We start from the raw sequence: 25,064 nt of genomic DNA, 5'->3' as shown, positions 1-25,064 counted from the left end.
ATCAATCTGGCGCATAATATAATTGGTAATCATTCTCACAATAAAGCCTGCAAAAGGGCTACTCCCAAATAAAGCGGTTGCAAAAAAGATTGTGCACAACTAAATTTAGCAAAATACAAACCGTCGAGGCTCTCCCAATGACCGATCTCTACTCAATTCCCGTGCAAACCGCTGATGGGCAAAAGACCACTCTGGCCGATTACAAAGACAAGGTGGTGCTAGTTGTCAACACGGCCAGTAAGTGTGGCTTCACCAAGCAATACGCGGGCCTTGAGGATTTATACAAAAAATATAAAGACCGTGGATTTACCGTCCTGGGCTTTCCCTGCAATCAATTTGGCAAGCAGGAACCCGGTAGCGATGAGGAAATTCAGGAGTTTTGTGAACTGAACTTCGGAGTCAGCTTTCCCGTCTACGCCAAGCTGGACGTCAATGGCGATGAAGCTCACCCGCTGTTTGTGGAGCTCAAGAAACGTGCGCCGGGCCTATTGGGAACCGAGGGCATTAAGTGGAATTTCACTAAGTTCTTGATCGGTAAGAATGGCGAGAATGTTAAACGCTACGCGCCAAAGGATGCACCGGCATCCCTGGAGATAGAAATCGAGCGTATGCTCTGATGGTTGTCTGTGATGACGATTCCGGCGAGCTGGCACTGAACCGCCAGCTATGTTTTGCCCTCTACGCCGCATCCCGAGCCATGACCCGCGCCTACCAGCCGATGCTAAAGGAATTGGGGATCACCTATCCGCAATATCTGGTTTTAATGGTTCTGTGGGAGTGGGCCAACACCAAGGCGCCATCGGAAGAAGAGCAGAGCGTCAGTGCACTGGGGCAGAGGCTGATGCTGGATTCCGGCACCTTGACCCCGCTGCTTAAGCGGATGGAGCAAAACGGCCTGGTCAAGCGCCGCCGCAGCAATCTGGATGAACGGATAACCCTGATCACTGTGACAGAGGAAGGCCTTGCCCTTAAACCAAGAGCCAGAGAGTGGGTGACAGCACAGCTGGACAACAGCCATATCAGCCGCAGCGAGGTAGAGCAACTACACGGAGACTTGTGGCAGTTTCTGCATAAATTGACCGATACCACCCCTTAATAGCGGCCCCCATTGAAACCCTCAGTGGGGCGGCCCTTCAAAAACAGGATATAAACACTAAAAAATAGCCAGCAACGAAAATAATATAACAAAATAAGAAAACAATACGCCAATATTAGGATATACATTGACCTCTCGGTTGATTCCGCTTCATAATGCCCTGAATCCGACCTAATGCGGAAACTGTTGTATATGAAGACTCCATTTATCACTCAGCGCCAGTCTTTTCTTGCCCTAGCTTTCTCGCTACGACTGCCCCTGCGCGGCATATAATTTTTCTCCCCCCCACCCCCAACAGAATTCCAAACTTTATTTGAGCGATGCATAGACAGCGGCAAGGCCCCCTGTTTAGCCTCAAAGCAAATAAGGAGAACAAACGAAAATGAGCACTAAAAAAGATAAGTTAGTCATTTTTGATACCACTCTGCGCGATGGTGAGCAGAGTCCTGGCGCCTCTATGACGAGAGAGGAAAAAATTCGTATCGCCCGCATGCTCGAGAGAATGCGTGTCGATGTCATTGAGGCTGGATTCGCGATTGCCAGTCCCGGGGACTTCGAGTCGGTCAAGGCCGTCGCTGAAGCCGTTACCGAATCACGGGTTTGCAGCCTTGCCCGAGCGGTCAATGCCGATATCGTGCGCGCTGGCGAAGCCCTGAAGAATGCTAACGCCTCGCGTATCCACACATTTATTGCCACCTCTCCAATCCATATGAAATACAAGCTGCAAATGGAACCGGAAGCGGTGTTGCAGCAGGCAGTGAAAGCGGTTCAAACAGCGCGCAACTTTACCGACGATGTGGAATTCTCCCTCGAGGATGGCAGCCGCTCCGAGCCGGAATTTATGTACCGCATCATCGAAGCGGTTATCGCGGCAGGAGCCGGCACTATCAATATTCCCGACACCGTTGGTTACGGAGAGCCGGAAGAATATGGGGCTATGTTCCGCCGCGTTATCGAAAACGTTCCCAACTCCGACAAAGCCATCTTTTCGACCCACTGTCACAACGACCTGGGCCTCGCCGTTGCCAACTCCCTGTCGGCTGTGATGAACGGTGTGCGCCAAGTGGAATGCACCATCAATGGCTTGGGAGAGCGCGCCGGTAATGCCTCCCTGGAAGAAATCGTTATGGCAGTACAAACCCGCCAGGATCTCTACCCGGTAGAAACAGGGCTGGATACCAGCCATATCGTGCCCACTTCGAGAATGGTGTCGTCGATTACCGGATTCCCAGTGCAACCCAACAAGGCCATTGTCGGCGCCAACGCCTTTGCCCATGAGTCTGGTATTCACCAGGACGGTGTTCTGAAGCACCGCGAGACCTACGAAATCATGCGCGCAGAAGATGTCGGCTGGGGTCAAAACCGCCTGGTTCTCGGTAAACACTCCGGCCGGGCTGCCGTCCGCGCCCGCTACGAAGAGCTGGGGGTAGATTTCGCCGATACCGAAGAATTCCAGCAGGTATTTGCCCGCTTTAAAGACCTCGCCGACAAGAAACATGAGATCTTTGACGAAGATTTGCACTCTCTGGTGAGCGGAGGCGAGTCACCGGTAGAGCGATTCCAACTGAGTGACCTGGATGTGCGCACCAAAATCGGCTCAGCCCCCCAGGCCTTTGTCAGCCTCACCATTGACGGAGAGCCCCGACAGACTGAAGCCAGCGGTGGCGGCCCAGTAGATGCCACCTTCAAAGCTATTGAACAGCTGGTAAACAGCGGCGCCGACTTAAAACTTTATTCTGTAAATGCGGTCACCCAAGGAACAGACTCCCAAGGGTCCGTTACAGTGCGCCTGGAAAAAGACGGCCGCCTGGTCAACGGCGTTGGCGCAGATACAGATATCCTGATTGCCTCAGCACAAGCCTACATGGATGCGTTAAACTTGCTCGCCAGCAGTGAGAGTAAGAAACAGGGCGTATAAGTGAACGAGCTTCAGCGAGCGGAATATTTATCAGTACTTGGGGTTCCAAGCTATGTGCCCCGATTCGTATTGCCGCTCGCACCCGATCCTCGCCAAGCCGAACTGCCTCCCGCCGAAGAAGCTGCTGGGACTCAGCAGCTTCCGGTTGCAAGTGGAATAGCTCAAAACCCACTGCCCCACTCAGCAGATCAGATAATTACCCAGCCGGTGCAAAGTCCAGAGCGCAACGCCCGTGTGCTAGATGAAATAAGCGCTCTCACCGACCAGACAAAACGCCCACAAGAGACGGTGGCAGTGACACCGGCTCCTGTTGCCCCCCCCCAGCAAAGTGTTAAACCTTTTGTTTTGAACTGCTGGCGTATTGGGGAGGAACTCCTGGCCGTGGACAGCCACGAGCCCGGTGCAGCTCTTCCCCTGGAAGCCCTGTTCAACAATATTCTCCGCGCCTTGCATTGGCACCAGCTCCCCCGGCAACAGGAGCGCCTGCAATGGCCTTTAACAGAAAATCGCTTTGGTCCTGCCGAAGACGCCTCACAGACTCGCGATACATTCTCCAGCTGGTTGGAGGCCTCTTATTCCCGTATGCCGGTTAAATCCATCTGGCTGATGGGCAGTGAAGCTCAAGACTTTTGCACTCCGATCCCATTGGAAAGCCAGGTTGTCGAATGGCAGAAGGCCCGCTTAATTAGTATGCCCAGCCTCTCGCAACTACTGCGAGCCCCCGAACTAAAACGCCCCCTGTGGAATCTGTTGCGCACTAGTTACCCGACTGAAACCCGCGCAGAATGACCTATTTAAATTACACTGAGCTACAGTTGCGCTCCGCCCTTGCCGACGACTGTGCATCTCTGGCCCAGCTGGCAAAAAGTGCCCACAGTCATCCGTGGAGTGAAGCCCAATACCAGCAGAGTCTCAGCGCCGGCCACTACTGCTGGGTCCTGATCCAAGGCGACGACATTATCGCCTGTTGCGTGATCAGTAGCCTGTTTGACCAGGCAGAGATCCTGGACATTGCCGTATCGCCAGCGCGACGCCGACAGGGCCTCGCTGAGGCACTGCTGAACAGCGTGAAAACGGAATTACCCAGCGAAGTTGAGCGAATTTTGCTCGAGGTGCGGGTATCCAATCTCGCTGCGCGCTCCCTCTATCGCAAACTGGGTTTCTCTGAAGACGGGATACGCAAAAATTATTACCCCGCGCAAAACGGCATGCGCGAGGACGCTGTACTCATGAGTCTCGCTCTGAATGACACTCAGTCGTAGAATGAGCCTCTCATTCGGAATTCCCGCCTTACCGACAAGGCCTTGAACGGCAGGCAACCACTCCTGCTCTGTAACACTATTCCCGACTTCCCAACCCCCTCGTTGGATTGACAAGAGTTATACATGTCTCTATCAAAAAGCAGCCCATCACTGCTGGAAGGCTCAGTTTCCAGTCACTTACAGAGACTGGCACTACCCATGGTCTGGGGAATTCTCGCCGCCATGTCCTTTAATATCGCCGATACCTATTTTGTCTCCCAGCTGGGCGATGGCCCCCTGGCAGCGATGAGTTTTACCTTCCCGGTAGTGATGGCCATAAACAGCTTTGCTATCGGTCTCGGCGCAGGTACCTCTTCGGCTGTGGCCCGGGTTTACGGCGCTGGAGATATAAAGAACGTTCGCCGCCTGGTAACTGACGCATCTGTACTGGCACTGCTGATTGCTATTGTGATTACTGTAATCGGCCTGGCCACCATGCGCCCTCTATTTGAGCTGCTGGGCGCCGGCCCCGATATGCTTCCGCTTATTGCCGATTACATGATCCCCTGGTATCTGGGAACCATCTTTGTCATTGTCCCGACCGTCGCGCTCGCCGCTCTTCGCGCCATTGGTAACAGCGCGGTAACCGGCCGTATTATGGTGGCGGTAGCCCTGCTGAACCTGATTCTCGACCCCATTTTGATTTTTGGGCTTTTCGGCTTTCCCCGGCTTGAGCTCCAGGGAGCAGCTATCGCTACGATTATCGTGCGCGCCCTGAGCTTTATTGCTGCACTCTACTTCATCATCAAAAAAGAACACCTAATGACAGCCCCACAATGGCGGCTGAGCGGCCTACTCGAATCCTGGCGCAAAGTGTTAGCTGTCGGGCTTCCCGCTGTGCTCACCAATGTCATTATTCCCGTATCGGGAGGTGTTGTCGTTGCACTCGTTGCCGTGCACGGCGAAGATGCCGTCGCGGGCCTGGGAGTCGCACTCCGGGTAGAACCCCTGGCACTCATTGTGTTTTACGCACTTTCCTCTGTGGTCGGCCCCTTTATGGGACAGAATGCCGGGGCGGAAAAAACCGATCGCCTGCGGGAAACCGTGAGCGTACTGGCAAGGTTCTGCCTGGTATTTGGAGCGGGACTGGCGGTGCTTCTCTACTTTGTTGCAGAACCTATCGTAAGTCTGTTCAGTGATTCCACCGAGGTTCTCGCTGTCGCTGTTGCCTACCTGACCCTCGTGCCTCTCAGCTATGCCGGCTACGGCTTTGTGATGTCTGCCAATGCCGCATTCAATGGACTCGGAAAACCGCTGCCTGCAACTGTTATTTCTTTCCTGCGGGTACTGGGCCTCTACCTACCCCTGGCCTGGATTGGAAACAGCCTGTGGGGCATGACCGGCCTGTTTGTCGCTACAGCAGCATCCAACCTGATTCTCGGCTTTATTTCCTGGTGGTGGCTGCGCCGCGATACGCACCAACGCACAGCAGAGACGACATCCAGCCCCGAGCTGTCAACCAACTGATCGACCTGTGGGCCGAATCACTCCTGATTGGGCCCATATTTATCCCCCCCCCTAAAAACACAACACAAGGAAATTAGTGCCTTAACGGGCAGCGTACACATTACTTGCCATTTTTGCCGATAACTTCAAATTCCTCCAAACCCCGGCAGACAGCAGCATAGCCCGCCTTCTTCTCTTACTGCGAAACATGGATGGTGATTCGATGAGGCTTCAGGAGATTTCCCCCCTTCAAACCCGCACCCTATTAATCAGCGCACTGACAATACTTCTGGTCTGTGCACCTTTAACAGGGTGCAACAATGACGATTCAGATCCACCCCCATCAGATGACGATACTGGCGATGACAGCAGCCCCTGGGTGCTAAATACCGACGATGAACGGGCGCCTTACATCTACGAAAGCAATAGTAATGAGCAGGTCCTGGTCAATGTACAAAGCATCGAAACCGTCACTGTCGACGGCAGGGAATACACTCAAGTCACTTCATCCGGCATCCCGGATTATGAAATTGAAATCACCACCGCTATCTACGACGAGCTAATCAATCGTCCCAAGGCGAGCACCGACTTTGTCTACGGCAGCCCCACGGTACAAATTGGCGATATCGTGAGCTTTGGTCAGGATATCGGCTTTAGCAGCAATCCACATACCTGCTACGCCGAAGCGGGTTTTGGATTCTGGCCGCCGGGCCCTGTCTGCCCAGAAAATGTTTCCCACAACAGCTATTTTCCAACTGAGCCAGAGGTCTCAGAAGAAGCTTGTGAAAGTGGACTCGGACCACAGGGCTATTGGGTCAACGGCACCTCTATCTACCAGTGGAGCGATGGACAGTCCGTGAATGGTACCTGGCATACTCTGGCACCGGTCGCTGAGATGTACGATGTTGATATCTGTGGTGGACACGCTGCTCGGGGAGACTATCACCACCACTTCTACAGCGATTGCCTGGCCGACTTGGTTGGAGACACTGGAGATAGCCACTCCCCCGTCTACGGGTTTACCGCTGATGGCTATCCCATTTATGGCCCTTGGGAGGCCGATGGTGTACTTGCAATAAGTAGTTGGGTCACTAGAGACTATGACGATGCCGACTCTACCAGCGGCTGCGGGATTGCCGGTGAGCGCAGTTGTTTACTGGTAGATGAATACGATTTATCACAGGGCACAAATACACTTGCCCAATCCGGCCCCAGTACCAGCGATACTTTTACGTCCCTATCAGGCAACCTTTTTCAAACCACCAGCGGTTTTTTTTACGAAGACTATTACTGGGACTCCAATTTGACCAATCAGGAGGGCGCTTATCTGGATCAATACAATGGGCACAGTGACAGCGAGCATGGTTATCACTACCACCTAACGGTAGAGCTGAATGATGAAGGGCAGCTGACACCATCATTCCCCTATACTTTTGGGCCCCGCTTTTACGGCAAACTCGATGACCAGACAATTGTGAATGTTTGCTCCGATGAAGTCGGCGGAGGTTTTCCCCCTGGCCCACCGCCCATGTAGCTAGGCCAGCAGAAAACAGCTTACCTATATCACCTATAAATCATTGATAAAGCCCCACGCCAGCCTGGAACCGGTCAAAGCTTCCAGACTGGCGACTCTCCCAAATACAGTCTCAGAATCCAGGCCTCTGCTTTCAGTAGCTGGCTTCACTAGATACAGCCAGCCAACTACTAGGGAGCCTCTGAATAACTCCGTGATACCTCTGGCATGCAGAGCGGTTCACAATCAAGGCGCGGCTTCGCAGGAATGTCTAGACCTTTCAAGAAGTCGCAACGCGGAGTGTGAATCGCTCTGCAAGCCCCGAAGGGCGGGCCTTGAAGGCCACAGCTGCTGCGTTGCAGCTCTTGCCAAGGGCTACGGCCATTCGCGGCGAGCTGCGCCTAACATCTGCAGCCTTCAAGACCCGCAGAGGCATTACGGAGTTATTCAGAGGCTCCCTAGACCTTTTAGTCAAAAAAATATCGAAAGAATAATATTTTATTTAAATTAAATACAAAGAAAGTCATTAACGAGATAAGTAATTTTCCAGCAAATAAATTTTTTAACTGTTGATACCGAAAAAAAAGCCATCCTTTTGAACTTACGCACAAACTAGGCAGAAATAGAGAGCCAATTTAACCCTTTGCAAATTAGGTTAATATTTATCCACATTTTCTCCACTTTTATCCGCTAATTTCTGGACTAACCCCCATCTAGTTCACGGTGTGCTATGAAGTTAACGGAAATTTTTGACACGGACCGAAAGTCCATTTTGCCTTATGTAATATCTCTGGTATTACTTTCCGGCGTACTCCAAGCATGCGGTGGAGGCGGCAGCTCTTCATCTGATTCAGATTCGTCATCTGAAGATACTAGTGACAGCGGCTCAGATTCCGGTGACGATAATGACGATGACGATTCATCAGATGATAGTGACAGCTCAGACTCGAGCACCGATAGCGGGGTTTGGATTCTAAATACTGATGATGAGCGCGCACCCTATATCTATGAAAGTAACAGCAATGAACAAGTACTAGTAAATATTCAGAGCGTTGAATCTGAAACTGTCGACGGTAAAGAATACACTGTTGTATCAGCAACCGGCATTCCAAATTACACTATCGAAATTACACAAACTGTTCTCGATGCACTCCTGGAACGTCCAAAAGCATCCTCTGACTTTTTAACCGGCAGCCCCTATGTCAGCGTTGGAGATATTGTCAGTTTTGGGCAGGACATTGGATATAAAAGTAATTCGTCCTGTGGTGCAGAAGCTGGTTATGGCTTTTGGCCACCGGGGCCTGTCTGCCCTGAAAATGTTTCCCATGTTGGCTATTTTCCCGTTGAACCTGAACCTGCAACTGACAGTTGTGAAACTGGTTTAGGGGTACAGGGCTACTGGGTAAATGGAACCTCTATTTATCAATGGAGTGACGGGATGAGTGTTGATAATACATGGCATACACTCGCCCCCCTAGCTGAAGTCTACGACGTTGATATTTGCGGTGGTCACGCAGCAAACGGTGATTATCACCACCATTTTTACAGTGAATGCCTCGCAGAGATGGTCGGCGATATTGGTGACGACCACTCTCCAATTTATGGCTACACCGCCGACGGCTATGCAATTTATGGCCCTTGGGAAAGTGAGGGTGAATTAGCGGAAAGTAGTTGGGCTGTTCGAGATTACGATGATGCCTCATCCGAAAGTGGCTGTGGTGTCGCCGGCGAGCGCAGCTGCTTATTAATCGATGAATATGATATTTCCCAAGGCGTGGAAACTACTTCTAATACTGGCCCAGCTACAAGTGATTCATATACCTCCGCCTCCGGAAATGAATTTGAAACAGCTGCTGGTTTTTTCTACGAAGATTATTATTGGGACGAAGAACTTACAGCTCAAGGTGGAGTCTATTTAGATCAGTACAATGGCCATTCGGATGATGAGCGAGGATACCATTATCATCTTACCGTCACTGTCGATAGCGATGGACAATTAATCCCCGCCTTTCCCTTCACTTTTGGACCGCGCTTTTACGGAAAATTGGATGACCAAACTGTTGTCAGCCGATGCTCAACAACCGTGGGGCGGTAACCAATAAAGATAAATTGAGGTAACCTTCTCGTGAAAATTAACGGGTACTTTCTTGCCGGCTCATTAGCCTGGCTAACTGCAGCCAGTGTTGTGGCTCAACCTAATCCCAACTCTGGGCATAACAACGATCAACGTTCGGTTAGGGAAGTACCTGTTCGCAATAGCAATGGAAGAAACTGGCAAAACAACAACTCGATAAATTCAGAAAACACTAGAAATAACACTGCAGATTCCTCCACCGACTCAAACAGCAATACAGTTGAAGAGGAAAGTCCAACAGATACTACGGTAGATAATCCAACAGAAACAACTACCGACGAAACAAGCAATACATCGAATAATAACGAGGACACTTCTTCGGACGTTAACGAAGACAATTCCGGCTCCTCAGATAATTCGACAATTTCAGGTAACGAAGAAAGCTCGGTAACAGAGAGCTCCGGTACTACCTGGATTATCAATTCAACTAACGAACGCGCCCCCTATATTTACGAAAGTAACAGTAATCAGCAGGTTCTGGTTAATGTGCAAAGTATTGAATCTGTAACCGTTGCCGGAAAGGAATATACCCGCGTATCTGCTACCGGTATCCCGGACTACCAGATTGAAATAACCCAGGAAATACTAGACGCACTCATCAGCCGTCCAAAAGCCTCTACAGACTTCGTCAATGGCTACCCCTTGGTACAAACTGGTGAGGTTGTTAGCTTCGGCCAGGACATCGGCTATCGCAGTAATTCCAGCTGCGGCTCAGAAGCCGGTTATGGCTTCTGGCCCCCAGGTCCCGTGTGCCCCGAAAACGTCGACCATGTAGGCTATATTCCTGCTGAGCCTGAGGCATCCACTGACAGCTGTGAAACTGGGCTCGGTGTACAGGGTTACTGGGTAAATGGAACCTCAATTTACCAGTGGAGTGACGGACAGTCCGTAAATAACACTTGGCATACCCTGGCTCCCATGGCAGAAGTCTATGACGTAGATATCTGTGGCGGCCATGCAGCTAACGGCGATTACCACCATCACTTTTACAGTAATTGCCTGGCTGAAATTGCCGGGGACACCGCCGATGGACACTCCCCTATCTACGGCTATACCGCCGATGGCTACGCAATTTACGGTCCATGGGAAGACGCAGGTGTGCTAGCTAAAAGCAGCTGGGCAATACGGGATTACGACGATCCCCGTTCAGACACCGGCTGTGGCGTTGCCGGGCAACGCAGCTGTCTGCTAGTCGATGAATATGATATTGATCGTGGCGTATCCAATACAAATAACACCGGCCCCACTACCAGCGGCAGCTACACCTCTCAATCCGGAAACGAATTTGAAACTCCGGCAGGTTTTTTCTACGAGGATTATTACTGGGATGAAAGCCTGACAGCGCAAGGTGGCGAATACTTGGATCAATTTAATGGACACACTGACAGTGAAAGAGGTTATCACTACCACCTGACAGTTACACAGGATAACAATGGCCAACTAATCCCAGCTTTCCCATTTACCTTCGGCCCGCGCTTTGCCGGCAAGCTGGATGACCAAACTATCGTCAATCGCTGCTCAACCACCGTTGGCCGCTAACTCATATTCAAGCTTGGGAGTAAGAGTTAAATGAAAATGCACAGGTTCTTTATCGCTGGGTCTTTGGCCTGGATTTTTTCAGCCTCTATGACCGCGTATGCGGCACAGCCAAATCCTCACGCAGGCCACAATGGCGATCAGCATCCGGTGATAGAGATACCTCTGCATGTTGCCGCTCCCAGAATCGAACTGGACATGAGCCGCGACGATATGTCCGGCTATAACCTACATATTGACTACGATCGGTTTGAGCTGGAATCCCCTCGCTTTGCCAATGACGATTCTGAGCAGTTTCTGGAGGGGCACGCCCACCTTTACATCAATGGGGAAAAAATCCAACGTCTTTACGGCTCGGATTTACATATTCCCGGAAAATTACTAAAACCTGGTTTTAACCAAGTCACCGTGACTCTCAATGCACACGACCACAGCACTTGGAGCCGCGGTGGCAAGCGAATACTGGCAACCTTATTTGTTCACCTCGATAAGAAAGAGCTGGTATTACACCGCTTTTCAACATCACCTATCGGGGGCAACAAACAAATAGCCAAAGTCAGCCGACCTGATAATTAGATTAAGATCTGGAATTTTTCAAAGAAAGAATTGGAGCTAATACCCAAAAAAATATTTAATTAATAGCCGGCCCAATAATTAAAGGCTACTTAGGCTATTTACAATAAAGCAATAAGATATTTTTACCTGACTCACGGAGTATCGCTTTTGAACGCAGTGCACAAATCTGAAAAAAATTAAGACGATAAAGAGGATATAAAATGTAGCTAGCAGGCCATCCACATTTCATTCACTTTTGTGCGCTAGGTTCGGGGAGCAACTCCTCCATATGCCACGGTGTGATATGAAAATAATTAAAATTTTTGACCGGAATGGCCATCCTACACTCTCTTATACACTAGCGTTGATAATATCTCTCGGAGTTCTTCAGGGATGCGATAGTGGCTCTTCCTCAGATGAGGATGGCGATGATTCTTCTGAGACCTCCTCTGAAGAGTCAGATTCCAGCACTGATACTGGTGTCTGGATTATGAATACTGATGACGAACGCGCGCCTTACATTTATGAAAGTAACAGCAATGAGCAGGTTCTGGTCAACGTCCAGAGCGTAGCATCAGAAACCGTAGATGGCCGGGAATACACCGTTGTATCAGCAACCGGTGTTCCCGACTACGAGATTGAAATTACTCAAAGTATTCTAGACGGACTACTTGAACGTCCATTAGCCTCCTCTGATTTTGAAACCGGCAGCCCCACTGTCAGCGTTGGAGATATTGTCAGCTTTGGGCAAGATATTGGCTATACGGGTATTGGCACCTGTGATGTAGATGCCGGCTATGGATTTTGGCCACCAGGGCTCGTTTGCCCAGAGAACGTCTCTCATGTCGGATACATCCCTGTCGAACCCGAGCCCGCAACGGAGGAGTGCGCAACGGGGCTCGGCGTACAGGGCTACTGGGTAAATGGCGTCTCTATTTATGATTGGGGTGATGGTCAATCAGTGGATGGCACCTGGCAAACCCTGGCACCGGTTGCTGAGGTCTACGATGTGGATATCTGTGGTGGACACGCCGCAAACGGAGATTACCACCATCACTTTTATAGCGATTGCCTAGCCGATCTTGTTGGCGATATAGGTGACGACCACTCCCCTGTCTACGGCTATACCGCCGACGGCTATGCAATCTATGGCCCCTGGCAGAGTGAAGGAGAACTCGCAGAAAGCAGCTGGGCTGTACGAGATTATGACGACCCCAGCTCCGAGAGCGGTTGCGGCGTAGCAGGCGAGAGAAGCTGTCTCTTGGTGGATGAATACGACCTCTCCCAAGGAGTCGAAACAACATCGAATACCGGCCCCACGACAAGTGGCTCTTATACCTCCCTGTCAGGCAATGAGTTCACTACAGCAGCGGGCTTTTTCTACGAGGACTATTACTGGGACGAAGACCTGACTAATGAAGGCGGAGTATATTTGGACCAGCATAACGGTCACTCAGATGACGAAAGGGGATACCATTACCACCTGACTGTCACTGTCGATGATGATGGTGAGCTTGTCCCCGCCTTCCCATATACTTTTGGCCCCCGCTTTTACGGCAAGCTAGATGATCAAACTATTGTCAATGAGTGCTCAACACAGTAGTTCAGCGGTGCACTAACATTGAAGGCCAAGCCACTTTCCTAATACGCCGGAAATCTCCCTGGAGTCGCAGTAAGTGTAAGCTTTGCGGTCCCTTGTTTTTACGGGGACCGACACCCCAGGTAATGGAAGTAACTGGAGCAATAGCACCCGATAGACTAAAAGCACTGGTAACCAGAAGTATTCACAGCAACAGCAGTTTGAATGAAGTATGTTGCCCCATCGCCAAACCTGGGAGTGAGACAATAATGAAAATTCTTCGAGCCGTTCTTATCGGGTCTTTTATCTGGGGAATAACCAACCTTGCTACAGCACAGCCAGACTCACACACGGGCCATAACGGCGACCAACACCCAGTAGTCGAGATCCCTTTACACAATGCTGCACCGCGCATCGAACTGGACATTAGTCGCGATAAAATGTCCGGATATAACCTACATATAGACTACGACCGGTTCGAATTAGAATCCCCTCGCCACGCCAATGATGCCTCAAAGCAATATCTGGAAGGTCATGCCCATCTCTATATCAACGGTAAGAAAATACAGCGAATCTATGGTCCAGACTTACACCTTCCCGACAAGCTGTTTAAATCGGACTTCAACCAAATTACTGTCACTCTTAACGCCCATGACCACAGTACCTGGAGCCGGGGAGGGAAGAGAATTCTTGCAACTCTATTTATCCGGCTCGATAAGCCCGATCTGATATTGCATCGTTTTTCTACATCTCCAATAAAGCCGGGAGTAAGCACAGGCAAACCGGGATAATAATAGAAGTAACTACCAGTAAGGACTCAATCTCTCCTACCGACTCAGGGCATGGAGGCCCCAAGAACAGCTTTGGATAACCAAGCTAAGCTTATTGGCACTTAGCTTGAGCTCTTATCGTGAGACTCTCGGAGTGTTAAAAGATTGCCCTGATATTTACAGTAAGTGTAGGCTTGATCTTCTGAGCCGCGTTTCCTCAGTGGAAACAGAGTAAAATGCACCTGAGCTCACTGTGAACACAGGCTACTGAAATCCAAGCTACCGGCTATGTCGTTAAATATTCGCTATAAACTAAGCCTCGCTTTCTTATTGACTACAGCAATTACTGTTGGCGGAATGTTCGTATTCTTTCAGTGGAGCTTTAAGCATGGTTTTATGACCTATATCCAGTCTCAGGAGCTTCGCGAGGTCGGCGATTTAGTAGATGAGTTACAAGAAATCTACGCCAGCGAAGGAAGCTGGCAATCTATCGACGGCAATAGCAGGCGCTGGCAAAGACTCCACAGACGCGTGATGTCCAGTCACTTTGAGGATATGCCACCCCCACATCGTCCACCTCCGGGTACGAGGGGCCCCCGCCGCCCGCCTGAGCCCCCACCTGAACACGCAGTGGGCAAGTCGCTTAATGCCCGCCTGGTCCTGTTGAACAAAGAGAAAAGACCTCTGATAGGTCGTTATTCAAGATCTGAGAACATGGTAATGCAGCCTCTGGTTGTGGATGGAGAAACCGTAGGTTACCTGGCTATCAATCCACTACCGGTGTTAGATGATGATTTGGCCGTAGGGTTTGTTAAAGAGCAATCGCGGACTTTCGCTCTTATCTCTGTTGCCACCTTCATTCTGGCACTAGCCATTGCCATCCCCCTTGCCTGGCAGCTGGTAAGGCCCATCCGTAAGCTGACCGAAGCAACATCCCATCTTACATCCGGCAACTTTAAAACCCGTATTGATATAGAGCAACGAGATGAGCTGGGCCAATTAAGTGCTGACTTTAATCGGCTCGCCGCAACGCTGGAAGCAAACGAACATGCTCGAAACCGATGGATGGCAGATATTTCGCATGAGCTGCGCACACCTCTCGCAGTATTAAAAGGGCAGATTGAAGCCATTCAAGACGGTATCAGATCAGCCACACCAGAGAACCTGCGTATACTGCACAGCAAAATTCAACAATTGAGCCGCCTGATAGATGATCTCTATGAGTTGTCTCTCTCCGACGCGGGGGCACTAAGTTACTGCAAGTCCGACATCTCCCTGGAAAATATCCTACGAAGTGTTATCGAAGACTTTGAAATTCCATTCGACCAGAAAGGTATTCGCTTGGGCAGCGACCTCCAACTATCGGAAGATAAGTTAGTCTACGCAGATGAAGCACGCCTCAATCAGTTATTTAGCAACCTGTTAACCAACAGCCTACGCTACACCGATAGTGGGGGACAACTCAAAGTAACTGCGCGCTGTGAAGCCCGAACAGCCATTATCACTTTCGCCGACTCCGCCCCCGGTGTTGCCAGTGCTGATATACCACACCTGTTCGAGCGCCTGTATAGAGCAGATAGTTCACGCAGCCGGGAAACCGGCGGTGCGGGTTTGGGGCTATCAATTTGCCAAAATATTGTTACAGCACACGAGGGTAGCATTTCTGCAACTCCGTCCACTATGGGCGGTCTTGAAATAAGTATTTTTTTACCCCTAAGCCAAAGGATTAAATGGTAGGAAGTTATGAGCGCCAAAATATTAATAGTCGAAGATGAAACCGAACTTGCGCACCTACTACTGGATTATCTTCATGCCGCCGACTATCAAGCCGAGATCATTTCTGATGGTAATCAGGTTATCCCCAAAGTGGAAACTATGAAACCGGATTTGATCCTTCTCGACCTGATGCTACCTGGGCGGCATGGGATGGAGATTTGCGAAGAGATTCGCCAAAAAGGCAACGACGTTCCAATTATTATAATGACTGCGCAAATTGAGGAACCCGATCGTTTGCGCGGCCTGGAATCCGGTGCCGACGACTATGTTTGTAAACCCTACAGCCCCAGGGAACTCGTCGCACGGGTGAAAGCGGTGTTGCGCCGTCGACCACAAAAGGGCGAAGTCGGAAATGGTGGCATCGAACTAGATAGAAATACCGGGCAACTGCGAATCGGAGGTAAAGACGCCAACCTTACTGCGCTGGAGTTCCACCTATTTGACCTACTTTACAGTGAGCCCGGTCGAATTTTTTCCCGTGAACAAATCATGGACCGCATCTATTCCGATTACCGCGTAATCAGCGACCGAACTATTGATAGCCACATCAAAAAAGTGCGCAAAAAAATATCAGTGCTTATGCCTGAAAAAGAGTTGATTCACTCTGTCTACGGTGCTGGCTATAAGTTTGAGATAAATTAATTATGCCTGGGGGCACGCAGCCCCCAGATTCACACTACAAAGCTTCAGTAGCCAATTTTAACCATTCAGCAGTTTTTTCAGTAACCAGCGGGGTAATCACATCTCGCACCCTCTGGTGGTAGCGATTCAGCCATTCCCGTTCAGTCTCAGTGAGTAGTGCCACGTCAATCAAATTACGATCGATCGGAGCTAACGTAAGTTCTTCAAACTCTAGAAAATCTGGATAATTTTCACTCTTTTTCACAAACACCAAATTTTCAATACGGATGCCGTACTGCCCAGTGAGATAAAACCCCGGTTCGTTGGAAACGATCATCCCCGGCTGAAGAGCAACACCTGTCACAGCCTTACCTATCCGCTGTGGCCCCTCGTGAACACTTAAGAAACTACCAACACCGTGACCGGTACCGTGGGCATAATCCAGACCCACCTCCCACAGCGAACGGCGTGCAAGCGCATCAATTTGCTCTCCACAAGTCCCCTTGGGGAATCGCAAAGTCGCAATTGCTATATGCCCCTTTAAAACCCGGGTAAAGTTTTCTTTTGCCGAGGGCGGGAACTCACCCAGAGCAACAGTTCGGGTAATATCGGTGGTGCCATCTGGATATTGGCCACCAGAATCGCACAGATATACCCCTTCCGGCTTCATAACCAAACTGGATTCAGGGCTCACCCGATAGTGCACAATGGCCCCATTCGGACCATAGCCAGAAATTGTCTCAAAACTGTTGCCCTGAAACCCTTCGCGAGCCTCCCTTTTACTGCGTAAAAGCTTTACTGCGGACAATTCGTCAAAATGGCCTGTGGCAACCTGTTCAGGTATTTCCGCCAAGAATTCACACACCGCAGCACCATCCCTTTCGTGTGCAGCCTGGCTGCCTGCCAGTTCAATCGCATTCTTACAGGCCTTGGCTTCAGTGACCGGGTCACCTTCCAGCATTAGTTCAATATCCAGTGCTCGCAATTGCTGTAAAGTCCAACTGTTGCTAATCAGGGGATCTATCCATATTTTATTGACGTGGCGGCGCTTAATATTTTCAAATAATTCCCCTTTGGCCACGACTAGACTTACATCTTTATCCAAGTGCTCGATCAACGCATCCCCTACAGCGCCCTCCCCCAAATAAAGAGTTGCACTGCCATCCCGGTAAAGTACTGCATTGGCCAAGGCCACTGGTAAGTGCGGAATATCCTCTCCTCGGATATTAAAAAGCCAAGCACAGCTTTCAGGATTTGGTAGCCATAAAGCATCGGCTCGTTTTTCTGCGAGACGTCGGGCAATCCTCTGCCGTTTCTCTTTGGAATGCTCACCAGTAAAGATGAAGGGGTGTGGGCGTGCAGGCCCACAGGGAGATGCGGGGCGGTCATTCCAGATGGCATCAATCGGGCTCTGTTCCATCGGCTGTAGTTGGATATCCCTTTCAGCCAATCGCTTCTTGATCAAGGCCAATCCCGGCTCCGTGTGCAGTCGCGGGTCATACCCCAGAGACTGACCAGCATCCAGCTGACTACATAGCCACTCAATGATCGCGACTTGACTGAGGCTCATTAACTCAATGGGTTGATCACCGAGTTGTTGCTGTGCCTGCAAGGTATAGCGACCATCAACAAATAATGCCGCTTCTCGACTGCCTACCGCAGCCATTCCTGCGGAACCAGTGAAACCTGTCAGCCAGGGCAGTCGCTCATCTGCCGCAGGCACACTTTCATTTTGGTACTCATCAGCCCGGGGTACCAAGAAAGCATCGACACCCTGCCGCTGCAACTCTTCCCGCAATGCCTGTAAACGCTCCCGGCTCATAACCTCTCCCCTTCAATAACTGAGTTTGCCACTGCACCGCTAAAAGCCCCTCGATGACTGTTGGCCACAACAGAGTACAGTGTTAATCCAAATGGATTTGAGCAAATTGTCCAGGTGTGCCAGTCCCGCTGGCAACTCAGCCCATTGACATGACCCCATTCGCCGAGCTGGTAAACTGACAAGTCTAATTTCGCAGTATACCCCACCCTCGGAGCAACGCCTGCGTGTATAATACGCCCCTATTTTTTTCGAATATCCAGTGATCGAATCTTAAAGTATGGGTCAAAGTTCTTCCCTGGCAGGCTTTGCCGGCCGCCGCACCTTCGCCATTATTTCCCACCCGGACGCCGGTAAAACAACCGTGACCGAAAAGCTTCTTTTGTTCGGGAATGCAATCCAGCAAGCGGGCTCCGTTAAGGGGAAAAAAGGTCCCCACGCACGCTCTGATTGGATGACGATGGAACAGGAACGCGGTATTTCTGTTACCTCTTCCGTTATGCAGTTCCCCTACAAAGAGAGGACTGTAAACCTACTGGATACACCGGGGCACGAAGACTTCTCTGAAGATACCTACCGGGTACTCACCGCCGTCGACTCCGCACTGATGGTGATTGACGGGGCCAAAGGTGTGGAAGACCGCACCATCAAGTTGATGAATGTGTGCCGCTTGCGAACAACGCCGATTCTCTCATTTATCAACAAACTCGACCGGGATATTCGCGACCCGATCGAGGTAATGGATGAGATTGAAGAAGTTCTGAATATCCAGGCTGCCCCTATCAATTGGCCTTTGAGTTCAGGAAAAGGTTTCAAGGGGGTCTATAACCTCTACACCGATACCATCCATGTATTCTCCCAGGGTCAGGGCCACAGAATTCCCGATGATATTCAAATTAAGGGTCTGGACTCCGCTGAGGCTGACGCACTACTTGGCGAGTACGCCGAGGATATTCGGGAAGAGATTGAATTGGTTCGTGGAGCCACTCATGAGTTTGACCAGGAAGCTTATCTTGCCGGTGAACTGACCCCGGTATTTTTCGGTACGGCCTTGGGTAACTTTGGCGTAAGGGAAATGCTCGATGGTTTCGTTGAATGGGCGCCCTCACCCCAATCCCGGGAAACCAAAGAGAGAAAAGTAGAGCCCAGCGAAGATAAATTCTCCGGCTTTGTTTTTAAAATCCAAGCGAATATGGACCCCAAACACCGCGATAGAATTGCCTTTATGCGTGTCTGCTCCGGCACCTACAATCGCGGTATGAAAATGAAGCATGTGCGCATTGGCAAGGATGTAAAAATTGCTGATGCGGTGACATTTATGGCTGGCGACCGAACCCACGTAGAAGAGGCCATTGCCGGCGATATTATTGGTTTGCACAACCACGGTACTATCCAGATCGGCGATACCTTTACCGAAGGCGAAGCACTGAAGTTTACCGGCATTCCCAATTTCGCCCCGGAGCTGTTCCGTCGCATACGTTTAAAAGACCCTCTCAAATTAAAGCAATTACAAAAAGGGCTTCAGCAGCTTTCTGAAGAGGGGTCCACCCAGGTATTTTTCCCGCTGGATAACAACGACATTATCGTGGGCGCAGTTGGTGTACTACAGTTCGAAGTAGTCGCTTACCGATTAAAAGACGAATACAAAGTTGAAGCCATCTACGAAAACGTCAACGTGAACACTGCGCGCTGGGTAGATAGTGAAAGTGCCAAAGAACTAGAGAATTTCAAGCGCAAGGCCAGTACCAACCTGGCACTCGATGGCAGCGGACACCTGACCTACCTGGCACCGACGCGCGTTAATTTACAATTGGCTGAAGAGCGCTATCCGGAAGTTCGCTTTTATGCCACGCGGGAACACTAAAGCAGCAAGTCTAAGTACCTTTGTTGAAACCTTAGTGTGACAGCAGTAAGAAAGAGGCAAATAATGAGTCAGTTTGTAGAAATACCTACTGAAGTACCCAATGAAGTACCTCGGCTGGGCAATCGCATCACCAAAGCTATTGGCAAGTTGATAATCAAGATGCTCGGCTGGCGAATGGATGGGGAAATCCCTCCAGAAAGAAAAGTCATGGTGGCTTTGGCTCCCCACACATCCAATTGGGATTTTGTGGTTGCCATGCCATTTATTATGGCATTGGGTATTAAAATTTCCTGGCTCATGAAAAAGGAAGCTTTTTTCTTCCCGTTTAAAGGACTATTTATGTGGCTTGGAGGTGTTCCTACCGATAGGCGCGCCGCAGGTAATATCGCTCTACAAGTTGCATCGAGTTACCGGGAAAATGAAAAAATGTGGGTGGGGATTACTCCCGAGGGGACCCGCAAAAAAGTAGGGCGCTGGAAGAACGGTTTTTTAAGGATTTCCTATACCGCTCAAGTTCCTATTTTGCTTGTTGCCTGGGACTTTCCCAATAAGCGTATTTGCATTGACTCCCTGTACCAGCCTATCGGTGATCTGGAACAGGATATGGCAGAGATCCAAAAGCGCTTTAGCAAGTATCAGGGGTATTACCACGATAATGAAAGTACTCTTGAAAAGGGGTAACCAGTCCACTCGTGATACAGTTAAGTAGTGAGCTTTCTACTTATACCTACCTGATACTGACAGTAATCGCCTTTACCGCAGGCTTTGTCAGTGCGATCGCCGGGGGAGGGGGAATAATCACCCTCCCCGCTTTACTCTGGGCCGGCATTCCCCCACTCGATGCTCTCGGTACCAATAAGTTTCAAAGCGTCTTTGGCACCCTATCATCCACCATTAACTTCCTGCAAAAAGGCCAGTTGAATTTACGCCCCCTCTGGCCAGGACTACTTGCTGCAATTATCGGTTCCTGCCTAGGCACCTTAACAGTCGCTTCACTTGGGGAGGCTGGCCTCAATACCTTACTTCCCATCCTGCTCATTGCTATTGCCCTCTACTTTATTCTGTCCCCCCGCATTTCCGACATTGACTCAAAACCCAGAATCAGTAACGTTACTTTTAATCTAGTTGTTGGCGGTGGGCTCGGCTTTTACGGGGGCTTCTTTGGCCCTGGGATGGGGTCTATCTGTGCAGCCGCCTTCGCAGCGCTACTCGGCTACAATATGCGTGCGGCTACGGCATCAACAAAACCTATTGTGCTCGCTACCAATGTGACCTCTATGCTAATTTTTATCGCTGGAGGCCATGTTTTTCTATTGCTCGCTATCGCTATGTCTTTTGCCCAGGTTGTAGGAGCTCGTCTCGGCTCCAACCTCGTGATTGCAAGAGGTGCCAGTATTATCAAACCGGTAATCATTATTGCCACCATTGCTGTGGCAATAAAACTATTAGTGGAGGATTGATATCGTGACCTGGCTGGCAACGCTTATTCTTTCTTTCATTGCCTTTGTTATTGTGGTTTGGGTTCTTATGCACCTGCGCAGACCCAGATTTCGAATGGACCGAGGCAGTTTTGTTAAGGGCCTTGAAGATGTAATCACCGGGCAAGCCAGCGATACTGAATGGCGAGCACTCCTCGCCTGCCCAATGCGACACGACCCAAAGCTTGAAGAGATGCGACAACGTTGCCTCAGTATTGAAGACAGCGAATATACTGGCGAACCGCCCTACTTATTTACAGAAAAAGGCCTGCATACGTTACGTGAAATTCGCGAGCAACTGATCGCTGCCTCATCAAATAACGAGCCAAAAGCTTAAGACCGAAGAGTATTAACAAAGGATAGACCGATGTTGAAACCACTGCTTTCCCTTACCGGGGGACTGATCACTACCATTGCACTGGGAATAGCCCAGGCAGCCCCTCTGTCACAGGAAGATGTATCTGTGGCGGAAGTATTACGTGACCGGGCACTGGAAAGCTCCGACGCCTACAGTATTGTAGAGTCTTTAACCATCGAGGTTGGACCACGACGGACAGGCACTGAGGGCGATGAAAGAGCCGTTGCCTGGGCACAAGACAAAATGAAGGCATTTGGCTTTGATCGCGTCTATACCGAGCAAATTGAGGTACCCCGCTGGATTCGTGGCCATGCTCACGCCGAAGTCATATCCCCTTTCCCCCAGCCACTAGTTGTCTCCTCCCTCGGCTATGGCGCCGCCACTCCTACGGGAGGGTTAACAGCGGAAATTATCGAGTTTCCCGATGTGCAGGCCCTGCTGAAGGCCCCAGCCAGCCAAGTGAAAGGCAAAATTGCTTTTATCAATAAGCGTATGGAGAGAGCGCGCACGGGAGAAGGCTACGGCCCTGCGGCGCAAGGCCGCAAGTTGGGAATGCGCGCTGCCGCTGAAAAAGGGGCTGCTGCCATGCTGTTGCGCTCCGTAGGAACCGATTCAGACCGATTTGCCCACACCGGTATGATGTCGGTTGATGATGTGGAAAACCCAGTTCCTGCACTCGCACTTTCCGCTCCTGATGCAAACCTGCTCGAGGCTATGCTCCAACGCGGCAAGCCAGTCCAGGTAAAACTTGATGTTGAAACTGAGCGACTGAGTGACGGCCCCTCTTTTAATGTCATCGGTGAGATTACTGGCCGTGAGCAACCTGAAGAAGTCATGATTATCGGTGCGCACCTGGATTCCTGGGATGAAGGCACCGGGGCCTTGGACGACGGAGCTGGGGTTGCCATTGTTATGGAAACTGCACGTCTAATTGCTGAGCTGCCACAGCGCCCCCGCCGTACCTTGCGAGTCGTGCTGTTTGGTGCAGAGGAAATCGGATTGGTAGGTGCTAAGCAGTATGTGGAGGCACACGTAAAAGAACTGGACAATATTATTGCCGTCTCCGAATCAGACTTTGGAGCAGGGAAAGTCTGGCGTTTCGATACCCGTCTTCCTGAGAGCAAATTTGATATTGCAGATCAAATGATGCAACTCCTCGCCCCCCTGGGTATTGAGCGCGGAAATAATGAATCTTACGGTGGCCCAGATAGCAGTGTGTTTGTTGCGCGCGGTGTGCCAGCCTTTGGTCTATACCAGGACGGCACCGACTACTTCGATTATCACCACACACCCAACGATACCCTGGATAAAGTCGACCCTGAGAATCTTCGCCAGAATGTAGCGGCCTGGGTTGTAATGTCTTTCCTGACCACCGAGATGGAAGGAGACCTGGGGCGAGTACCTACTGCCTCTGAATAAATAAAAGATACAGACGATATTTTTAAAGCCCCACCTGGTGGGGCTTTTTTTATCCCCAAACTTTTCTTCTCTCGCATACTGGCGTACCAATCAGCCGCAGTAATCCACAGATTTATCGCTCATAACACTGTTAATAACTGATGTCCGTTTTATGGCGTCTTTGTTACCAACAGAAACCATGGATAGAGTTGTGTATAACTCCGGGATATCCCCTGCCAGCCCCGTGGTTGCTTGGCTCTATTGAAGACGGGTAAAAAAGCAGCACTTTTTGCGTGGATTTCCACAGCCAGCGGTTACTAACAGAAAGTCTGGATAGAGTTGTGCATAACTTTAATAAACGGGCTACAGGCCCCGTGGTTACAGGGGATTACTGCAGAGACTAAAAAATCACCGATATTTTTACCGGCTAAATTTAATTTTTGACGGGAGTGGTATGGGTACTTTTCTGGTTTTTGCGCGAGTTATTTTGTTGGATTATTTTTTGAGTGAGTGTAAAGGCGTTTGGAGAGAAGATCGGTAAAGACCTATTTTTATAGGCTTTTTAGGAGAGCGTCTGTTTAAGGTGCTCAGGTAGTTTTAGGTTTTTTTTAATTACTGACTGACTTTTTAAATAGAAAGTTGAGCATTAAAATTTTTCAGAGCTATTTTTATTTTTTCTATTTAATTTCGACTAAGTACTTTCTGCTTTCTCTCTCTTCCTTCCCTTTCTTATTTTTTTCTTTTGTTTTTTGCTTCTTTAAAGTATTTTCAGCCATAAAAAAAGGGCCACCCTATTGGGTGGCCCTTTTCGGATTAGAAGCCTGACGATGACCTACTCTCACATGGGGAAGCCCCACACTACCATCGGCGATGTTGCGTTTCACTTCTGAGTTCGGCAAGGGATCAGGTGGTTCCACAACTCTATTGTCGTCAGGCAAACTGGCTTGGGTTGGCGTTGGTCTTATAAGCAATGTGCTTGGCCTGCCGTGTTATCGCTGTTTGCCTCGGTCATATTGTTGACCGGCGATAACCCCAAATAAGTCGGTAAAACAATCTGTAGTAATACACCGCAAGCGATCGTATGTCTCTAACTCACAATCCGCTAGCTTAGCTAGTCGTTAGTAACCATCTCTGTTGTATGGTCAAGCCGCACGGGCAATTAGTACTGGTTAGCTCAACGCCTCACAACGCTTCCACACCCAGCCTATCAACGTGGTAGTCTTCCACGGCCCTTCAGGAGGCTCAAGGCCTCAGGGAGATCTTATCTTGAAGGAGGCTTCCCGCTTAGATGCTTTCAGCGGTTATCCCGTCCGAACATAGCTACCCGGCAATGCCACTGGCGTGACAACCGGAACACCAGAGGTTCGTTCACTCCGGTCCTCTCGTACTAGGAGCAACTCTTCTCAAATCTCCAACGCCCACGGCAGATAGGGACCGAACTGTCTCACGACGTTCTAAACCCAGCTCGCGTACCACTTTAAATGGCGAACAGCCATACCCTTGGGACCGGCTTCAGCCCCAGGATGTGATGAGCCGACATCGAGGTGCCAAACACCGCCGTCGATGTGAACTCTTGGGCGGTATCAGCCTGTTATCCCCGGAGTACCTTTTATCCGTTGAGCGATGGCCCTTCCATACAGAACCACCGGATCACTATGACCTACTTTCGTACCTGCTCGACATGTCTGTCTCGCAGTCAAGCGCACTTATACCATTATGCTCATTGCATGATTTCCGACCATGCTGAGTGCACCTTCGTACTCCTCCGTTACTCTTTGGGAGGAGACCGCCCCAGTCAAACTACCCACCATACACTGTCCTCGATCCGGATAACGGACCAGAGTTAGAACCTCAAACATACCAGGGTGGTATTTCAAGGACGGCTCCACAACAACTAGCGTC

At 50.1% G+C, this 25,064-nt stretch carries 20 protein-coding genes and 2 rRNA genes (1 of these 22 cut by a window edge); 19 read left to right on the top strand and 3 right to left on the bottom strand.

The window, feature by feature from the left end; translation table 11 throughout:
• Window positions 1–137 precede the first annotated feature (137 nt).
• The 14 genes from ACG1BZ_RS03180 (at window position 138) to ACG1BZ_RS03115 (ending at window position 16,266) form a co-directional block, all read left to right on the top strand.
• Window positions 138–617: a glutathione peroxidase gene (locus ACG1BZ_RS03180; protein ID WP_413664347.1), complete on the top strand. Its 480-nt coding sequence runs from the start codon at window positions 138–140 to the stop codon at window positions 615–617.
• Window positions 617–1,096 (top strand): MarR family winged helix-turn-helix transcriptional regulator, encoded by a 480-nt coding sequence (locus tag ACG1BZ_RS03175; RefSeq protein WP_413664346.1) that lies wholly within the window; start codon window positions 617–619, stop codon window positions 1,094–1,096. Before ACG1BZ_RS03180 ends, ACG1BZ_RS03175 begins: the two co-directional genes overlap by 1 nt.
• Before the next feature lie 382 nt (window positions 1,097–1,478).
• Window positions 1,479–3,014, top strand: a complete 1,536-nt coding sequence (locus ACG1BZ_RS03170) for a 2-isopropylmalate synthase (RefSeq protein ID WP_413664345.1) — start codon at window positions 1,479–1,481, stop codon at window positions 3,012–3,014.
• Window positions 3,015–3,803 carry a hypothetical protein gene (locus ACG1BZ_RS03165; protein WP_413664344.1) on the top strand — a complete coding sequence of 263 codons (789 nt, stop codon included), beginning with the start codon at window positions 3,015–3,017 and terminating at the stop codon, window positions 3,801–3,803.
• A complete protein-coding gene (rimI, locus tag ACG1BZ_RS03160) occupies window positions 3,800–4,276 on the top strand; it encodes a ribosomal protein S18-alanine N-acetyltransferase (RefSeq protein WP_413664343.1) in 477 nt (158 codons plus the stop codon). Before ACG1BZ_RS03165 ends, rimI begins: the two co-directional genes overlap by 4 nt.
• A 123-nt stretch (window positions 4,277–4,399) precedes the next feature.
• Complete coding sequence (locus ACG1BZ_RS03155; protein ID WP_413664342.1) at window positions 4,400–5,782, top strand: MATE family efflux transporter; 1,383 nt, start codon at window positions 4,400–4,402, stop codon at window positions 5,780–5,782.
• 202 nt (window positions 5,783–5,984) lie between these two features.
• Window positions 5,985–7,295: a YHYH protein gene (locus ACG1BZ_RS03150; RefSeq protein WP_413664341.1), complete on the top strand. Its 1,311-nt coding sequence runs from the start codon at window positions 5,985–5,987 to the stop codon at window positions 7,293–7,295.
• 709 nt (window positions 7,296–8,004) lie between these two features.
• Entirely contained in the window at window positions 8,005–9,369 is a 1,365-nt protein-coding gene (locus ACG1BZ_RS03145; protein WP_413664340.1) for a YHYH protein, read from the top strand.
• A gap of 30 nt (window positions 9,370–9,399) precedes the next feature.
• Window positions 9,400–10,947, top strand: coding sequence for a YHYH protein (locus tag ACG1BZ_RS03140; RefSeq protein ID WP_413664339.1), 1,548 nt, complete (start codon window positions 9,400–9,402; stop codon window positions 10,945–10,947).
• 30 nt (window positions 10,948–10,977) lie between these two features.
• Complete coding sequence (locus tag ACG1BZ_RS03135) at window positions 10,978–11,520, top strand: hypothetical protein (RefSeq protein ID WP_413664338.1); 543 nt, start codon at window positions 10,978–10,980, stop codon at window positions 11,518–11,520.
• Between the two features lie 283 nt (window positions 11,521–11,803).
• Window positions 11,804–13,102 carry a YHYH protein gene (locus ACG1BZ_RS03130; protein ID WP_413664337.1) on the top strand — a complete coding sequence of 433 codons (1,299 nt, stop codon included), beginning with the start codon at window positions 11,804–11,806 and terminating at the stop codon, window positions 13,100–13,102.
• 245 nt (window positions 13,103–13,347) lie between these two features.
• Window positions 13,348–13,869 carry a hypothetical protein gene (locus tag ACG1BZ_RS03125; protein WP_413664336.1) on the top strand — a complete coding sequence of 174 codons (522 nt, stop codon included), beginning with the start codon at window positions 13,348–13,350 and terminating at the stop codon, window positions 13,867–13,869.
• A 267-nt stretch (window positions 13,870–14,136) separates the two neighbouring features.
• Window positions 14,137–15,585, top strand: a complete 1,449-nt coding sequence (locus ACG1BZ_RS03120) for an ATP-binding protein (protein WP_413664335.1) — start codon at window positions 14,137–14,139, stop codon at window positions 15,583–15,585.
• Between the two features lie 6 nt (window positions 15,586–15,591).
• A complete protein-coding gene (locus ACG1BZ_RS03115; RefSeq protein WP_413664334.1) occupies window positions 15,592–16,266 on the top strand; it encodes a response regulator in 675 nt (224 codons plus the stop codon).
• A 34-nt stretch (window positions 16,267–16,300) separates the two neighbouring features.
• Here the strand turns inward: ACG1BZ_RS03115 and ACG1BZ_RS03110 are convergent, their stop codons facing one another.
• A complete protein-coding gene (locus ACG1BZ_RS03110; protein WP_413664333.1) occupies window positions 16,301–18,067 on the bottom strand; it encodes an aminopeptidase P family protein in 1,767 nt (588 codons plus the stop codon).
• A 277-nt stretch (window positions 18,068–18,344) separates the two neighbouring features.
• Between ACG1BZ_RS03110 and ACG1BZ_RS03105 the strand changes: the two genes are divergently transcribed.
• The 5 genes from ACG1BZ_RS03105 (at window position 18,345) to ACG1BZ_RS03085 (ending at window position 23,183) form a co-directional block, all read left to right on the top strand.
• A complete protein-coding gene (locus ACG1BZ_RS03105) occupies window positions 18,345–19,928 on the top strand; it encodes a peptide chain release factor 3 (protein WP_413664332.1) in 1,584 nt (527 codons plus the stop codon).
• 63 nt (window positions 19,929–19,991) lie between these two features.
• Window positions 19,992–20,609 carry a 1-acyl-sn-glycerol-3-phosphate acyltransferase gene (locus ACG1BZ_RS03100; RefSeq protein WP_413664331.1) on the top strand — a complete coding sequence of 206 codons (618 nt, stop codon included), beginning with the start codon at window positions 19,992–19,994 and terminating at the stop codon, window positions 20,607–20,609.
• A gap of 11 nt (window positions 20,610–20,620) precedes the next feature.
• Window positions 20,621–21,388 (top strand): TSUP family transporter, encoded by a 768-nt coding sequence (locus ACG1BZ_RS03095; protein WP_413664330.1) that lies wholly within the window; start codon window positions 20,621–20,623, stop codon window positions 21,386–21,388.
• A gap of 4 nt (window positions 21,389–21,392) precedes the next feature.
• Window positions 21,393–21,743 carry a hypothetical protein gene (locus ACG1BZ_RS03090; RefSeq protein WP_413664329.1) on the top strand — a complete coding sequence of 117 codons (351 nt, stop codon included), beginning with the start codon at window positions 21,393–21,395 and terminating at the stop codon, window positions 21,741–21,743.
• Between the two features lie 30 nt (window positions 21,744–21,773).
• Window positions 21,774–23,183 (top strand): M20/M25/M40 family metallo-hydrolase, encoded by a 1,410-nt coding sequence (locus tag ACG1BZ_RS03085; protein WP_413664328.1) that lies wholly within the window; start codon window positions 21,774–21,776, stop codon window positions 23,181–23,183.
• Between the two features lie 798 nt (window positions 23,184–23,981).
• Here the strand turns inward: ACG1BZ_RS03085 and rrf are convergent.
• A 5S ribosomal RNA gene (gene rrf / locus ACG1BZ_RS03080) occupies window positions 23,982–24,097 on the bottom strand.
• A gap of 203 nt (window positions 24,098–24,300) precedes the next feature.
• Window positions 24,301–25,064, bottom strand: a 23S ribosomal RNA gene (locus ACG1BZ_RS03075) (it continues 2,118 nt past the right edge of the window).

The sequence above is a fragment of the Microbulbifer sp. CNSA002 genome, from assembly GCF_047324085.1.
In the GTDB taxonomy this organism is placed as follows: Bacteria; Pseudomonadota; Gammaproteobacteria; order Pseudomonadales; family Cellvibrionaceae; genus Microbulbifer.
This window is presented reverse-complemented; position numbering and strand designations above follow the sequence as displayed.

What these genes read in the sequence shown, in the direction of transcription:
- ACG1BZ_RS03180 (WP_413664347.1), top strand. Translation starts at nt 138, where the DNA reads ATGACCGATCTCTACTCAATTCCCGTGCAAACCGCTGATGGGCAAAAG.
- ACG1BZ_RS03175 (WP_413664346.1), top strand. Translation starts at nt 617, where the DNA reads ATGGTTGTCTGTGATGACGATTCCGGCGAGCTGGCACTGAACCGCCAG.
- ACG1BZ_RS03170 (WP_413664345.1), top strand. Translation starts at nt 1,479, where the DNA reads ATGAGCACTAAAAAAGATAAGTTAGTCATTTTTGATACCACTCTGCGC.
- rimI (WP_413664343.1), top strand. Translation starts at nt 3,800, where the DNA reads ATGACCTATTTAAATTACACTGAGCTACAGTTGCGCTCCGCCCTTGCC.
- ACG1BZ_RS03155 (WP_413664342.1), top strand. Translation starts at nt 4,400, where the DNA reads ATGTCTCTATCAAAAAGCAGCCCATCACTGCTGGAAGGCTCAGTTTCC.
- ACG1BZ_RS03150 (WP_413664341.1), top strand. Translation starts at nt 5,985, where the DNA reads ATGAGGCTTCAGGAGATTTCCCCCCTTCAAACCCGCACCCTATTAATC.
- ACG1BZ_RS03145 (WP_413664340.1), top strand. Translation starts at nt 8,005, where the DNA reads ATGAAGTTAACGGAAATTTTTGACACGGACCGAAAGTCCATTTTGCCT.
- ACG1BZ_RS03135 (WP_413664338.1), top strand. Translation starts at nt 10,978, where the DNA reads ATGAAAATGCACAGGTTCTTTATCGCTGGGTCTTTGGCCTGGATTTTT.
- ACG1BZ_RS03130 (WP_413664337.1), top strand. Translation starts at nt 11,804, where the DNA reads ATGAAAATAATTAAAATTTTTGACCGGAATGGCCATCCTACACTCTCT.
- ACG1BZ_RS03125 (WP_413664336.1), top strand. Translation starts at nt 13,348, where the DNA reads ATGAAAATTCTTCGAGCCGTTCTTATCGGGTCTTTTATCTGGGGAATA.
- ACG1BZ_RS03120 (WP_413664335.1), top strand. Translation starts at nt 14,137, where the DNA reads ATGTCGTTAAATATTCGCTATAAACTAAGCCTCGCTTTCTTATTGACT.
- ACG1BZ_RS03115 (WP_413664334.1), top strand. Translation starts at nt 15,592, where the DNA reads ATGAGCGCCAAAATATTAATAGTCGAAGATGAAACCGAACTTGCGCAC.
- ACG1BZ_RS03110 (WP_413664333.1), bottom strand. Translation starts at nt 18,067, where the DNA reads ATGAGCCGGGAGCGTTTACAGGCATTGCGGGAAGAGTTGCAGCGGCAG.
- ACG1BZ_RS03105 (WP_413664332.1), top strand. Translation starts at nt 18,345, where the DNA reads ATGGGTCAAAGTTCTTCCCTGGCAGGCTTTGCCGGCCGCCGCACCTTC.
- ACG1BZ_RS03100 (WP_413664331.1), top strand. Translation starts at nt 19,992, where the DNA reads ATGAGTCAGTTTGTAGAAATACCTACTGAAGTACCCAATGAAGTACCT.
- ACG1BZ_RS03085 (WP_413664328.1), top strand. Translation starts at nt 21,774, where the DNA reads ATGTTGAAACCACTGCTTTCCCTTACCGGGGGACTGATCACTACCATT.